Here is a 12,142-nt window from a genome sequence, read left to right as displayed (position 1 = left end):
ATCGATCAGCGCTTTTTGTAGACGTCTTTGTAGCGCGTGGTCGCAGCGGTATGGCCCTGGAAGTCGGCCACGTCGGTGTACACCACCACGGTGTCGGTCATCTGCGAGACCGGCAAAATGGCTCCGACCTGTTGATCGACCTGCTCCTGAATCTCGCGGTACTGAGTCAGTTGCTTACCGGCATCCGGCTCGACTTCCGCGCTCTCAATCAACTGGTTCAACTCAGGGCTGTAGAACGACGTGCGCCAGCCCTGGAAGTTGGTGAGCTTGGCTTCATCGCGGTTATCCGGGTTGTACACCAGGGTGCGCAGGCTGGAATGGGGATGACGCTCCGCCCCGCCACCGCCGCGACCGACGATGATGTCGAACGTGCGCTCGCGCATGGCGCCGTAGATCTGGTTACCGGTGCCGGTGATGATGCTGGCTTCGATGCCGGCCTGGGCCAGGGTCGATTGCAGGTTGGAGGCGATGTTGATAAACGGCGGTTCGGCCAGCACGCGGATGGTGGTCTTGAAGCCGTTCGGGTAACCGGCTTCAGCCAGTAAGGCTTTGGCCTGCTCGACGTTGAGCTTGTAGCCCGGGTCCGGCAGGCGCGCGGCCAGGCCCAATGGCAGCGGCCGCTGGTTGATCACGCCGTAATGGGGCATGACCGTCTGGTTGATCCCCTGGTAATCGATCAGCGAGCGCACGGCCTTGCGCACACGGGCGTCGGCGAACATTGGCTGCTTCACACTCAGGGCCACGTAATACAAGGTGCCGCGTTGCAGGGTCTGGGTGCGTACTTTGTCGCTTTTCTGCAGGGCTTCGATGTCCGGCGCGGACATGCCTTTGGCGATATCCAGGTCACCGCGCTCGATCATCAGTCGCAATGACTGCGACTCGGTCATGTTGCGCATCACGATGCGCTTGAGCTTGGCCGGGCCGCCCCAGTAACCATCGAAGCGCGTCATCAGGATCACGTCGTTGGCACGCCAGTCATTGAGCACGAATGCGCCACTGCCGGCCGCATGAGTCACCAGCCAGGCGGCGCCCATGTCACTGCCCTTCTGGTGTTCGAGGACTTTTTTGCGGTCGAGGATGAACGCACTTGGCGAGGTCGCCAGGGTGTTGAGCACCAGCAGCGGGTCGGTCGGCCTTGGCAGTTCGATCACGAAAGTGGTGGGGTCCGTGGCGCGCATGTAGCGCTCGACGTTTTCGGCGGTGAAGCCGTAGGCCTTCCAGGTGGAAGCGAGTGCGAGGTTGAGCTTGAGCACCCGGTGCAGCGACCAGGCAACGTCTTCGGCGCTCAAGTCATTGCCGGACTGGAACTTCACCCCGGTGCGCAGGTTAAAGGTCAGGGTCTTGCGGTCCTCACTGACCTGCCAGCGCTCGGCCAGCGCTGGCACCAGTCGGTCTGGTTGGGCGACGTCCTGCACCAGCAACATGTCATACAGGTTGGCGTTGATTTCCGACACATCCAGACCCGTGGCGGCAGCTGGGTCGAGGGACAACAGGTTGATCATGCTCATGCCGACGATCAGTTGATCGGCCGGCGTTTTGGCAAAACTTGCCGGTACGGCGGTAACGGCCAGCGCGGCGACGAACACCCGCGCCCACAGCGAAGGGAAAATGCTCATAACAAGAGTGCCTTTTTTATATTTATAGGGCTCTTGATCAGCCCGACGCATGCCGGACTGACCGTGTAAACGTCAGAAGCTTTTAAGCGTATTGGTCTCGATGTAGTTGAAATCGATGTCTTCGCCCAGGCCCGGCAAGTCAGACAGGTGCACAAAACCGTCGTTGTCCATCGGGTCCACCAAGCGATTGAGGTAGGCCGGTACTTCGTCGTAATCCAGGTACGGGTGGAGCAGGCCACGCTCGTACCAGGTGCAGTTCTTGATCGCACCGACCACCGCCAGGTTAGCGGCGCCGTTGCCGTGAATTTCGCAGTCCATGCCAAACGATTCGGCCAGGTGCGCGACCTTCAGGCACGGCGCAATACCACCGACGCCCGCGACACCGGCACGCAAGATATCGCACACATCGTGCTTGACCCAACTGGCGCGGGCGAGGTGTTTGCCGGACAGGGTTTCCGGGCCAAGCACCGGAATATCCAGTTGCCCCGCGAGCCAGGCATAGGACTCGGCTGACTCTTCCATCATCGGTTCTTCAAACCAGGCGAAGTCGAGTTTCTCCAGCTCGCGACCGATGTACAGCGCCTCGGTGCGGCTGTACCAGTGGTAACCGTCGAGCATCAACGCGATGTCCGGGCCCACCGCCTCACGCACAGCAGCGCAAGCCTTGACGTCGATGCGCGGGCTTGGCGCGAAGGACACCGGCGGCATCCAGGTGTGCAGCTTGATTGCCTTGTAGCCACGCTGCACCAGGGTCTCGGCAAAGCGGCCGTAGTCTTCGGGGGTTGCGAGGCCGCCGGGCAGTTCGTCGCCACACATGGTCGAGCCGTAGGCCGGCACCTTGTCGCGGAAACCACCGATCAACTTGTGCACTGGCACGCCGAGTTTGCGTCCTGCCCAATCCCACAGAGCCTGCTCAACCAGGGCCAAGGCGCGGTCGGTCAGTTGGCTGGCGCTGCCACGCTGCCAATGGGCGAGGTCTTGCCAGATCTTTTCGCGATCAAAGGCGTTCTGCCCCACCAGCACTTTGCGCACAAACCCATCCAACACATAAGGGCGGATCAATTCAGGGGCGCCGAATGCAAAACCCTCCTGGCCGTCTTCAGTCTGGATGCGCAGCAAAGCCATCTGCGCCTGGGTGACATCACCGGGGTGAGCATGGCCGGCGCTGTCCACTGCGCGGCGGGTCGGGTAGGAAAATACCTGGACGTTGACTGCTGTGATTCTCATGGACGTCTTAAGCCTTCTTATTGGATTTGAGACAGGAATGTCGTCTGTTGCGACCGATCATAGGTCATCGTACAACACTTGAAAAGACCCAATAACCTGCCCCGCCATTCACTGATTTTCACGTGAAACGCCGTAAAACCCCTATTTTTAAAGACAACTAAGGAATAACGAAGATTGCTGTAAAGCCCTATTCGCCGGGGACATATGTTTCAAAGTGTTTCAAAACGATCGATGGGCGGTAGACGAGTCATCTTGTCATACGATAACGTATATCGGCACCTTAGATGAGAGCCACACGCAACAACGTATTGCCGTAGCAACCGTCAAACGACCCTAACAAAAACAAAAAAGAAGACCGTATGAACACCACCCTACGCACGCTCGTTACTGCCCTGACCTTCAGCCTGCCGCTCTACGTCAGCGCTGACTCTGCCAGCATCAACTACCGCCACCAGTTCACCGAGGAAGACAGCGCCCACGCTGATCGAATCAAGCTCAACTACCGTCTGGACAGTGGCCTGGGATTTGAAGCGGAGATGAAATACCGCACAGCCGGGGACCGTGAAGATGTCGCGTACGACAACATGGTCAACAACGGGCATGAGTTCACCGTCAGCTACAACTACAAGCTCAGCCCGCAATCGACGTTGACCCCCGCGTTCCAGATGGACAGCTCGAAGGACTCGACCACCTACAAGCTGGGCCTCAAGTACAACTACAAGATCAACGACGCCTTCTACGCCGCCACGCGCTATCGCCTGGACACCAAGAAGCTGGACCGCGATCAGGTCAACGAGGATTTGCCCGATCACATCAAGGATGACCAGACCACCCATCGTTTCGAGGGCTGGCTCGGCTACACACCGGCCAGTAAGTGGGCGTACGAATATCAGTTCATCTATTTCAAGACTGACTACATCCGCTACGACAACAAGAAGAGCGATTACGAACAGAACCTGATCGTCAAATACAAGCTCACCAAGGAATGGGCCCCGTTCATGGAGATTGGTGATGTGAAGGTCAACTCCACCTCAGAAGACCGTCAGGCGCGGTGGCGCTTGGGCGTTCAATACAACTTCATGTAAAGCCCCCTCCCCGCGACTTGCCTGGCGAACGCGCATCGCTCGCCAGGCAATCGCTTTGCATTCAGCGCTCAATGGAAGACCTGACCATGACCACACAACCCAAACCCTTCACCCGCATTTTGCTCACCGGCGCCGCCGGCGGCCTGGGGCAGATCCTGCGGGAAACCTTGCAGGCCCACGCCCACATCGTGCGCGCCTCGGACATCAGCGCGATGGCGCCCAGCGCGGGTGAACACGACGAAGTGATCCAGTGCAACCTGGCCGACAAGGCTGCCGTGGCGGCGCTGGTCGATGGCGTTGACGCGATCGTGCATTTGGGCGGGATTTCAGTGGAGCGGCCGTTCGAAGAAATTCTCGACGCCAATATTCGCGGCACCTTCCACATTTACGAGGCGGCGCGACAACAGGGCGTCAAACGGGTTGTGTTCGCCAGCTCCAATCACGTCACCGGTTTTTACCCCCAGGACGTTGAACTGGATGTGCACGCACAGCGCCGCCCGGATGGTTACTACGCGCTTTCCAAGGCATACGGCGAAGACCTGGCGGCGTTCTACTTTCATCGATACGGGATTGAAACCGTGAGCTTGCGCATCGGCTCGTCGTTCCCCGAACCGCGCAACCGGCGGATGCTGCACACCTGGCTGAGTTACGCGGACCTCGATCACCTGGTGGCCCGCGCCCTGCTGGCCAAGGATGTGGGGCACAGTGTGGTGTATGGCGTTTCGGACAATAAGGAGCGCTGGTGGAGCAATCGGCACGCCGAGCACCTGGGCTTTGCGCCGCAGGACAGCTCGGAACCCTTTCGCGCCAAGGTCGAGCAGCAACCGCAACCGTCGGCGGATGAGCCCGGTGGCCGACTTCAGGGCGGCGCGTTCACCGCAGCGGGGCCGTTCGACAATTCAGCGGCGGCGGCTTCATAGGCCCGGCGCATACGCTCGCGACTGTTGGACAAGTGCAGGCGCATCGCGGCGCGAGCGGCGTCTGCGTCACGGCGCAGGATAGCTTTGTAGATATCCTCGTGCTCGCGGCTCAGGCGCTCCAGGTAAGGTTCCTTGTTGGCATTGGCCAAGCGTTTTGAGTGCAGGCGCGTACGCGGCAGGATGTTGACCCCCAGGTGCAACATGATGTCGGTGAAGTAGCGATTGCCGGTGGCCAGCGCGATCTGCTGGTGAAACTGGAAGTCCGCCGATACCGCGTAGTCGGCACTCACCGCCCGCGAATTCAGCGCGTCCAGCGAGTCGCGCATCACCTGCAATTGCTGGTCGGTGCGACCCAGGCAGGCCAGACCGGCAGCTTCTACTTCCAGGCAGATGCGCAACTCCAGCACTGCCAGCACGTCCTGCAAGGTGACGATGGTGTCAGGGTCAATCCGAAATCCGCTGGGGCTGGGAATATCCTTCACAAACGTGCCGACGCCGTGCCGCGTTTCCACCAGGCCAGACGCTTGCAGACGCGAAATGGCCTCGCGCACCACGGTGCGACTCACACCGTGCTCGGCCATCACTTCAGATTCGGTAGGCAGCTTGGTTGCTCGCGGGAGCTCCCCGCTGCAAATGCGCCGGGAAAGCTCGGTGACCAATTCTTCAGCCAGACTGCGGTGCCGGCGGCGAACGGTGGGCTGGACGTTCGGGTTGTCCATCAAGAACAGGTATCTCGGTTGGCGAATGAATGCCCATCATAGCGCATTCAGTTGTACGACAACCTTCCCTTTAGTCCGCCCCGCGTCCCCATAGGCCAAAGCCTGCGCCGTGGACTCAAACACGCACCCGTTACTGTGGGCGATAGCGCTCAGCAGCGCGAGCCTGACGCAGCTCCGACAACAAGCCCTGACGCGCGGACTGAAGACCGTCCCAGCGCGCGGCGTCATGCAGTGGCGGGATGGTCACGAGTTCACGCCGATCAAAACCGACCAGTGCGGCATCCACCAGTTCACCCACATCCATGACCTCTGGCAGCGTGTTGATGTCGATGCCCGAGCGCTCCCAGATTTCCGTACGGGTGGCTGCCGGCAACACCGCTTGCACATAAACGCCTTTGCCAGAGAGCTCCATGCTCATGCCCTGGGAAAGGAATTGCACGAACGCTTTGGTCGCGCCATACAGCGTCATTCCCAACTCCGGCGCCAGACCAACCACCGAGCCAATATTCACGATTGCCCCCTCGCCGGCCTGCACCAACCTCGGTGCGACTGCGCGAGCGAGTCGCGTCAGCGAGGTGACGTTCAGCGCGATCAGTTGCTCAATGCTCTCGCCCGTCTGCGCCAGGAAATCTCCCGTCTGGGCCGCGCCGGCGTTGTTGATCAGCACACCGATGCGCGTGTCATCGCGCAGGCGCGCTTCGACCACAGCCAAGTCCGCCTCCTGGGTAAGGTCGGCCTGTAGCACGTCGACATCCACACCGTGTTCCTGGCGCAAGCGCGCCGCCAGCGCTTCCAGCCGCGCCTTGTCGCGGGCGACCAGTACCAGGTTGTGGCCACGCTGAGCGAAGCGCTCGGCATAGGTGGCGCCAATGCCGCTGGACGCGCCGGTAATCAGGATAGAAGAAGCGTTCGTCATGACTGTGCTCTCTGGATTAACGATCATTGAGTGTGGCGGGCTTTATGATGTCGATCATAATCTTATCCGTCAATGGTTTTGATGTTGATTGACATCAATGTATAGTGAGCACCGAAAACAGTCGTCACCAGCGAGGGTAAAGGTATGAGGGTCAGCAAGGCACAAGTGCAGTTAAACCGCGCGCACATCGTCGAAACGGCCTCCAGATTGTTCCGTGAGCGCGGCTATGACGGTGTCGGCGTGGCAGACCTCATGGCAGAAGCCGGGTTCACCCATGGCGGGTTCTACAAGCATTTCGGGTCCAAAGCCGACTTAATGGCTGAAGCCGCCGCAAACGGGCTGTCCCAATCGCTGACCAACAGCGCCGGGCTGGGCGCCGATGAGTTCTTCAATCGCTACATATCCAGAGAGCACCGTGATGCCCCCGGCCAGGGTTGCACGATGTCGGCCCTGTGCGGGGACGCGGCGCGTCAATCGCAAACGGTAAAGGCAACGTTCGCCGAAGGCATCGAAAACGCATTGGCCGCCCTTCAGCAGGACGCTGCCGAGCTGGATAAGGACGCTCGGGAACAGATGATCAACCGATTCGCCCATGCGGTCGGCGCCGTGGTGTTATCCCGGGCCTGTCCCGATGACTCGCCATTGGCGGATGAAATTTTGGATGTGTGCCGCAAGGCAATGACCGTGTGAGATGAAAAGCCGCAGAGGGTACTGAAAATTAGCAGAATTGCTCGCCGCCGCCCTTCATGATCGGGCTATGATCGGCAGATATGAACCGGATACCCGATGCATCATGCCCGTAGACCTGCAAGCTCTCTATCCCAAACTTATCCACCTGATGCTGGATACGGTGTTTGTCGTCGACAGTGAAAACCAGATTGTGTTTGTGAGCGATGCCTGCGAGGCATTGCTCGGCTACCGTGCAGAAGAACTGACCGGCACTCTGATCACCCATTACATGCACCCTGAAGACCTGCCACGCACGCGGGCCTCGATTGTCCGGGTGATGAATGGCAAACCCCATGTCGACTTCCGCAACCGCTATATCCGCAAGGACGGCAGTATCGTGCACATCCTGTGGGCAGCTTTCTGGTCCAAGGAGGTGGGCGCACGGATCGGGGTCGCCAGGGACGTGACAGCCCTTACCAAAGCCGAAGAGGAACTACGCTTCCTCGCCCATCATGACCCACTGACAGCGCTGACCAACCGGTCGTTGTTCAATGATCAACTGAACCAGGCCCTGCACGCCGCACAGACTCACAACAGCACCCTGGCCCTGCTGTTTCTGGATATCAATGACTTCAAGGGCATCAACGATGTGCATGGCCATGCCATGGGCGATCGCGTGCTGTGTGTGATTGCTCGACGGTTGGAACGTTGCGTACGCGAGAGTGACTTGGTGGCACGGATGGGCGGTGATGAATTCACCGTACTGCTGACCGATGTGCCGTCGAAGGACGCTATCGCGGAGAGGGTGGCGCAAATCCTCGCGGTCATGGCCGAGCCGTTGAGCGCTGAATTTGACGGGGTACAAATGCCGTCCTGCAGTGTCGGCGTGGCGTGCTATCCAGCGGACGGAGAGGACGCCGATACGCTGCTTAGCCATGCAGACGGTGATATGTACCGGATAAAAAGGCAGCGGTTTGCCACTGAGTGACATCGGTAGTTAGGGTCGTTGTCGCACGCCCTGGCGTGCCCCCGTCGAGTAAATCAGTCCGCGGGTATCGTTATCCGCGCTTATTGGCTCACCTCACGCGCAGCTTTGACCCACCCATGCGACCTGTTCTGGTGCCCATCAACCGGAAGGACGAATTCGTTGCACTGAGCCTCAACCGGGAAACCAGGGTTTCAAAGTAGAAGCGCATTCCCTCTTTGAATGCCTCCAAGCGCACATTCGCCGAGTTGGCGCAGTCGCTCGGCCATTGCAACGCATTGCTCAACAGCGGCGGATCCATACAAGCGTCGACGCTGGTATGACAGAGACGGGATGAAGCTGCGGGTACTTAGCACGTCGCTAACATTGACCCCACATAAAAAAGACACCGAAGCGTCCACTCCCTAAATCACAGGCAAAAAAAGCCACTCACTTGAGTGGCTTTTTAATGCCTGGAGCGGGAAGCGAGACCTGCACTTTGTGATTTAGTCATTCTTATGTACGCGCACCAGAGCGGCACACTTCTGCTGACGGGTGGCTTCTTCGGCATCGAACCGAATTCGTTGAGTCTGGGTAAGGCCGGTATTCGTGCATTGACGGCAGGCCTCTTCGAGTCGGCCAAAACCTACAACGTGCATGTAGCCACGGTCACTGTGGCCGCGTTCGTCGAACCGGAATCCGAGGAGGCGGTTGGCATTGCAAAGGCGTTCTGGGACCTGCACAACCAGAAAACGTCGAACTGGACCGCAGAAGTCACCTACTCGCGTTAATTCCTGGCGTAACACCGCACAGCCTTCCAGTGAGCACCGCCAAAAGCCGTGCTCACTTTGCGTTTCAACGCCTGTGTTCTCAACGCTGAAGCCTCGCAGCGACCTGCGGTGATGTTAAATATTGTTAAATCAAAAAATAACTTCACATAATCTGATCATTGGTGGATTATCTATTCAACCCGCATGACACCCTGACAAAAAAACAAAACAGGATGGCAACGATGATCGACACCTCCCCGAATAAGCTTCCCGCCCCTTACCTGTATCTGGACGATCGCCTGCACCTCTGCGGCGCCCACGTACCCACAGCCTTGCTACGGAGCCTCCATGAATAACAAGAATGTTGGTGTTATCGGCTTAGGCGCGATGGGGCTGGGCATTGCCCGCTCGTTGTTGCGCAGCGGCTTCAACGTGCATGCCTGTGATGTGCGAGAAACCGTCACGCAGCAGTTCGCCAGTGAAGGGGGCGTTGCCTGCAGCTCGCCTGTCCAGATGGCCGCCGCGTGCGATGTGATCATCACCGTCGTGGTCAATGCCGAACAAACCGAGACGGTCCTGTTTGGTGAACATGGCGCCGTCGCCGTCGCCGCCTTGCGCCCTGGCAGCCTGGTGATTGGTTGCGCCACGGTGGCCCCTACCTACGCGGTAGACCTGGGCCAGCGCTTGATCAACGCAGGGTTGCTGTACCTGGATGCACCGATCTCCGGTGGTGCAGCCAAAGCGGCGGCCGGTGAGATGACCATGATGACTTCCGGCCCAGCCGAGGCTTATGCAAAAGCCGATGACGTGCTCACGGGCATGGCCGGCAAGGTCTATCGTCTGGGCGATGCCCATGGCCTGGGCTCAAAGGTAAAGATCATCAACCAACTGCTGGCCGGCGTGCATATCGCCGCTGCCGCAGAAGCCATGGCACTGGGGCTGCGTGAAGGCGTCGAGGCCGATGCACTGTATGAAGTGATCACCCACAGCGCGGGCAATTCCTGGATGTTCGAGAACCGCGTGCCACACATTCTCAAGGCTGATTACACGCCGCTCTCGGCCGTCGATATTTTCGTCAAGGACCTGGGCCTGGTGCTGGATACCGCACGGGCCAGCAAGTTTCCGCTGCCATTGTCAGCCACCGCTCACCAGATGTTCATGCAGGCCTCCAGTGCCGGGTTCGGGCGTGAGGACGATTCGGCGGTGATCAAGATTTTCCCTGGCATTGAGCTCCCGACTGCCAAGACCGAAACCGAATAAGGATTGCCCATGAACCTACCTAGCGCACGCCCGTTGCTGGGCTGCATCGCCGACGACTTCACCGGGGCCACAGACCTGGCCAATATGCTGGTGCGCGGCGGCATGCGTACTGTGCAGAGCATCGGTATCCCCAGCGATGAAGTCGCTGCGACGCTGGATGCCGATGCGATCGTGATTGCGCTGAAGTCACGTACTGTCCCGGCGGCGCAGGCGGTAGCCGACTCCCTGGCAGCCCTTGAATGGCTGCGCGCACAAGGGTGCGAGCAGATTTTCTTCAAGTATTGCTCCACCTTCGACTCGACGGCCGCCGGCAATATCGGCCAGGTCAGCGAGGCCCTGCTCAAGGCGCTGGACAGTGATTTCACCCTGGCCTGCCCGGCGTTTCCGGAAAATGGCCGGACCATTTTCCGCGGTCATTTGTTTGTGCAGGATCAACTGCTCAATGAGTCAGGCATGCAGCACCACCCGCTGACCGCGATGACCGACGCCAATCTGGTCCGCGTACTGCAATCACAAACCACACAAAAGGTTGGCCTGCTGCGCTACGACACCATCGCCCAAGGTGTGTCACACGTGCGCGAACGGATTGCAGAGCTGCGCGCCCAAGGCATAGGCATGGCCATCGCGGATGCCCTCAGTGATCAAGACCTGCACACCCTCGGCAGCGCCTGCAGTGATCTGCCGCTGTTAACCGGCGGCTCCGGCCTGGCCTTGGGCCTTCCCGACAACTTCCGCCGGGCCGGCAAACTTCGTGACTTCGATCCAGCCTCCTTACCTACCGTACCCGGTGGCGAGGTGGTGCTGGCAGGGAGCGCGTCGATTGCCACCAACGGCCAAGTCGCCGCGTGGATCGAAGCCGGACGACCGGCGCTGCGCATCGACCCTCTAGCCCTGGCGGCGGGTGAGTCGGTAGTGGCGGATGCCGTGGCGTTTGCCCTGAGCAACCCACACACCGTACTGATCTATGCCACCAGCCCTGCGGATGAACTCAAGGCGGTGCAACAGCAACTGGGCGCCGAGCGCGCAGGCGAATTGGTAGAGAACGCCCTGGGAGAAATTGCCCAAGCCCTACGTCAGGCCGGCGTAAGACGCTTCGTGGTCGCGGGCGGTGAAACCTCTGGCGCCGTAGTCACCGCCCTGGGCGTGCGCCTACTGCAGATTGGCACCCAGATTGACCCTGGTGTTCCCGCGACCCTCAGCAACACTGCCGAACCGCTGGCGCTGGCCCTCAAGTCGGGCAATTTCGGCGGTAGAGACTTTTTCGACAAAGCACTTAAGCAACTGGCAGGAGGTGCGCAATGAGCAACGAAAACGCCTTGCGCGAAGAGATCTGCATCGTCGGTCACAGTCTTTATCAGCGAGGGTACACAGTCGGCAGCGCTGGCAACATCAGCGCGCGCCTGGATGACGGCTGGCTGATCACGCCAACCGATGCGTGCCTGGGCCGCCTTGACCCTGCGTTGATCGCCAAGGTCGACCTTACGGGCAAATGGGTCTCTGGCGACAAACCGTCAAAAACCCTGGCCTTGCATCGCCAGGTTTACGATCGCAACCCTGGCGTCGGTGGTGTGGTGCATACCCATTCCACACATTTGGTGGCCCTGACGCTTGCCGGTGTTTGGCGCCAGGATGACATCCTGCCCCCGCTGACGCCGTACCAGGTGATGAAGGTCGGGCATATCCCGCTGATCAACTATCAACGCCCCGGCGCGCCCGATGTGGCGGACCAGGTCGCGCGCCTCGCCAACAGTGTGCGTGGCGTAATGCTCGAGCGCTTGGGCCCGGTGGTCTGGGAAAGCTCAGTTTCCAAGGCCAGTTACGCCCTCGAAGAACTCGAAGAAACCGCACGCCTGTGGCTGATGAGCAACCCGCGTCCGGCGCCGCTGGATGCTGCAGCGCTGGCCGAGCTTAAAAGCGTTTTCGGCGCGCACTGGTAGGCACCGCTCCCACCCGCAACACCCTTAACAATAAAAACAACAGGACCTTCCAGCATGAC

General features: G+C 59.8%; 12 protein-coding genes. 8 read left to right on the top strand and 4 right to left on the bottom strand.

From position 1 onward, the window contains the following. Positions 1-5 precede the first annotated feature (5 nt). Complete coding sequence (locus CKW32_RS26800) at positions 6-1,616, bottom strand: ABC transporter substrate-binding protein (protein WP_032885480.1); 1,611 nt, start codon at positions 1,614-1,616, stop codon at positions 6-8. Between the two features lie 72 nt (positions 1,617-1,688). Next, positions 1,689-2,843, bottom strand: a complete 1,155-nt coding sequence (locus CKW32_RS26795) for a mandelate racemase family protein (RefSeq protein ID WP_095186416.1) — start codon at positions 2,841-2,843, stop codon at positions 1,689-1,691. Between the two features lie 359 nt (positions 2,844-3,202). Here CKW32_RS26795 and CKW32_RS26790 point away from each other — a divergent pair, with 359 nt between their 5' ends. Continuing rightward, a complete protein-coding gene (locus CKW32_RS26790; RefSeq protein ID WP_032885482.1) occupies positions 3,203-3,928 on the top strand; it encodes an oligogalacturonate-specific porin KdgM family protein in 726 nt (241 codons plus the stop codon). Between the two features lie 86 nt (positions 3,929-4,014). Continuing rightward, on the top strand, positions 4,015-4,848 hold the full coding sequence (locus tag CKW32_RS26785; protein ID WP_095186447.1) for an NAD(P)-dependent oxidoreductase: 834 nt from the start codon (positions 4,015-4,017) through the stop codon (positions 4,846-4,848). On the opposite strand, the gene CKW32_RS26780 is transcribed toward CKW32_RS26785, so the two are convergent. Together CKW32_RS26780 and CKW32_RS26775 are read right to left on the bottom strand one after the other, a co-directional pair. Beyond that, positions 4,788-5,567, bottom strand: coding sequence for a FadR/GntR family transcriptional regulator (locus tag CKW32_RS26780; RefSeq protein WP_032885483.1), 780 nt, complete (start codon positions 5,565-5,567; stop codon positions 4,788-4,790). The genes CKW32_RS26785 and CKW32_RS26780 overlap by 61 nt on opposite strands. 130 nt (positions 5,568-5,697) lie before the next feature. Further along, positions 5,698-6,483, bottom strand: a complete 786-nt coding sequence (locus tag CKW32_RS26775; protein ID WP_095186415.1) for an SDR family oxidoreductase — start codon at positions 6,481-6,483, stop codon at positions 5,698-5,700. Positions 6,484-6,627: 144 nt separating this feature from the next. On the opposite strand from CKW32_RS26775, the gene CKW32_RS26770 reads away from it, so the two are divergent. The 6 genes from CKW32_RS26770 to CKW32_RS26745 all read left to right on the top strand — a co-directional run bounded on the left by CKW32_RS26770 (position 6,628) and on the right by CKW32_RS26745 (position 12,083). Beyond that, positions 6,628-7,173, top strand: coding sequence for a TetR/AcrR family transcriptional regulator (locus CKW32_RS26770; protein WP_095186414.1), 546 nt, complete (start codon positions 6,628-6,630; stop codon positions 7,171-7,173). A 103-nt stretch (positions 7,174-7,276) separates the two neighbouring features. Next, complete coding sequence (locus CKW32_RS26765) at positions 7,277-8,140, top strand: sensor domain-containing diguanylate cyclase (protein ID WP_032885553.1); 864 nt, start codon at positions 7,277-7,279, stop codon at positions 8,138-8,140. 494 nt (positions 8,141-8,634) lie between these two features. Next, positions 8,635-8,907 (top strand): hypothetical protein, encoded by a 273-nt coding sequence (locus CKW32_RS26760; protein ID WP_177434321.1) that lies wholly within the window; start codon positions 8,635-8,637, stop codon positions 8,905-8,907. Between the two features lie 273 nt (positions 8,908-9,180). Then, entirely contained in the window at positions 9,181-10,146 is a 966-nt protein-coding gene (gene ltnD / locus CKW32_RS26755; RefSeq protein WP_256585360.1) for an L-threonate dehydrogenase, read from the top strand. Between the two features lie 9 nt (positions 10,147-10,155). Continuing rightward, on the top strand, positions 10,156-11,448 hold the full coding sequence (otnK, locus tag CKW32_RS26750) for a 3-oxo-tetronate kinase (protein ID WP_032885516.1): 1,293 nt from the start codon (positions 10,156-10,158) through the stop codon (positions 11,446-11,448). Further along, complete coding sequence (locus CKW32_RS26745; protein WP_032885517.1) at positions 11,445-12,083, top strand: aldolase; 639 nt, start codon at positions 11,445-11,447, stop codon at positions 12,081-12,083. Before otnK ends, CKW32_RS26745 begins: the two co-directional genes overlap by 4 nt. Positions 12,084-12,142 lie beyond the last annotated feature (59 nt).

Source organism: Pseudomonas sp. Irchel 3H9 (assembly GCF_900187495.1).
In the GTDB taxonomy this organism is placed as follows: domain Bacteria; phylum Pseudomonadota; class Gammaproteobacteria; order Pseudomonadales; family Pseudomonadaceae; genus Aquipseudomonas; species Aquipseudomonas sivasensis.
Note: the sequence above shows the minus strand (reverse complement) of the source record. Positions and strands in the feature narration are given on the sequence as shown.

Bases quoted from the DNA above. Each gene is read 5' to 3' on its own strand.
- CKW32_RS26745 (WP_032885517.1), top strand. From the start codon at position 11,445: ATGAGCAACGAAAACGCCTTGCGCGAAGAGATCTGCATCGTCGGTCAC.
- CKW32_RS26770 (WP_095186414.1), top strand. From the start codon at position 6,628: ATGAGGGTCAGCAAGGCACAAGTGCAGTTAAACCGCGCGCACATCGTC.
- CKW32_RS26760 (WP_177434321.1), top strand. From the start codon at position 8,635: ATGTACGCGCACCAGAGCGGCACACTTCTGCTGACGGGTGGCTTCTTC.
- CKW32_RS26800 (WP_032885480.1), bottom strand. From the start codon at position 1,616: ATGAGCATTTTCCCTTCGCTGTGGGCGCGGGTGTTCGTCGCCGCGCTG.
- CKW32_RS26775 (WP_095186415.1), bottom strand. From the start codon at position 6,483: ATGACGAACGCTTCTTCTATCCTGATTACCGGCGCGTCCAGCGGCATT.
- CKW32_RS26765 (WP_032885553.1), top strand. From the start codon at position 7,277: ATGCCCGTAGACCTGCAAGCTCTCTATCCCAAACTTATCCACCTGATG.
- otnK (WP_032885516.1), top strand. From the start codon at position 10,156: ATGAACCTACCTAGCGCACGCCCGTTGCTGGGCTGCATCGCCGACGAC.
- CKW32_RS26795 (WP_095186416.1), bottom strand. From the start codon at position 2,843: ATGAGAATCACAGCAGTCAACGTCCAGGTATTTTCCTACCCGACCCGC.
- CKW32_RS26780 (WP_032885483.1), bottom strand. From the start codon at position 5,567: ATGGACAACCCGAACGTCCAGCCCACCGTTCGCCGCCGGCACCGCAGT.
- CKW32_RS26785 (WP_095186447.1), top strand. From the start codon at position 4,015: ATGACCACACAACCCAAACCCTTCACCCGCATTTTGCTCACCGGCGCC.
- CKW32_RS26790 (WP_032885482.1), top strand. From the start codon at position 3,203: ATGAACACCACCCTACGCACGCTCGTTACTGCCCTGACCTTCAGCCTG.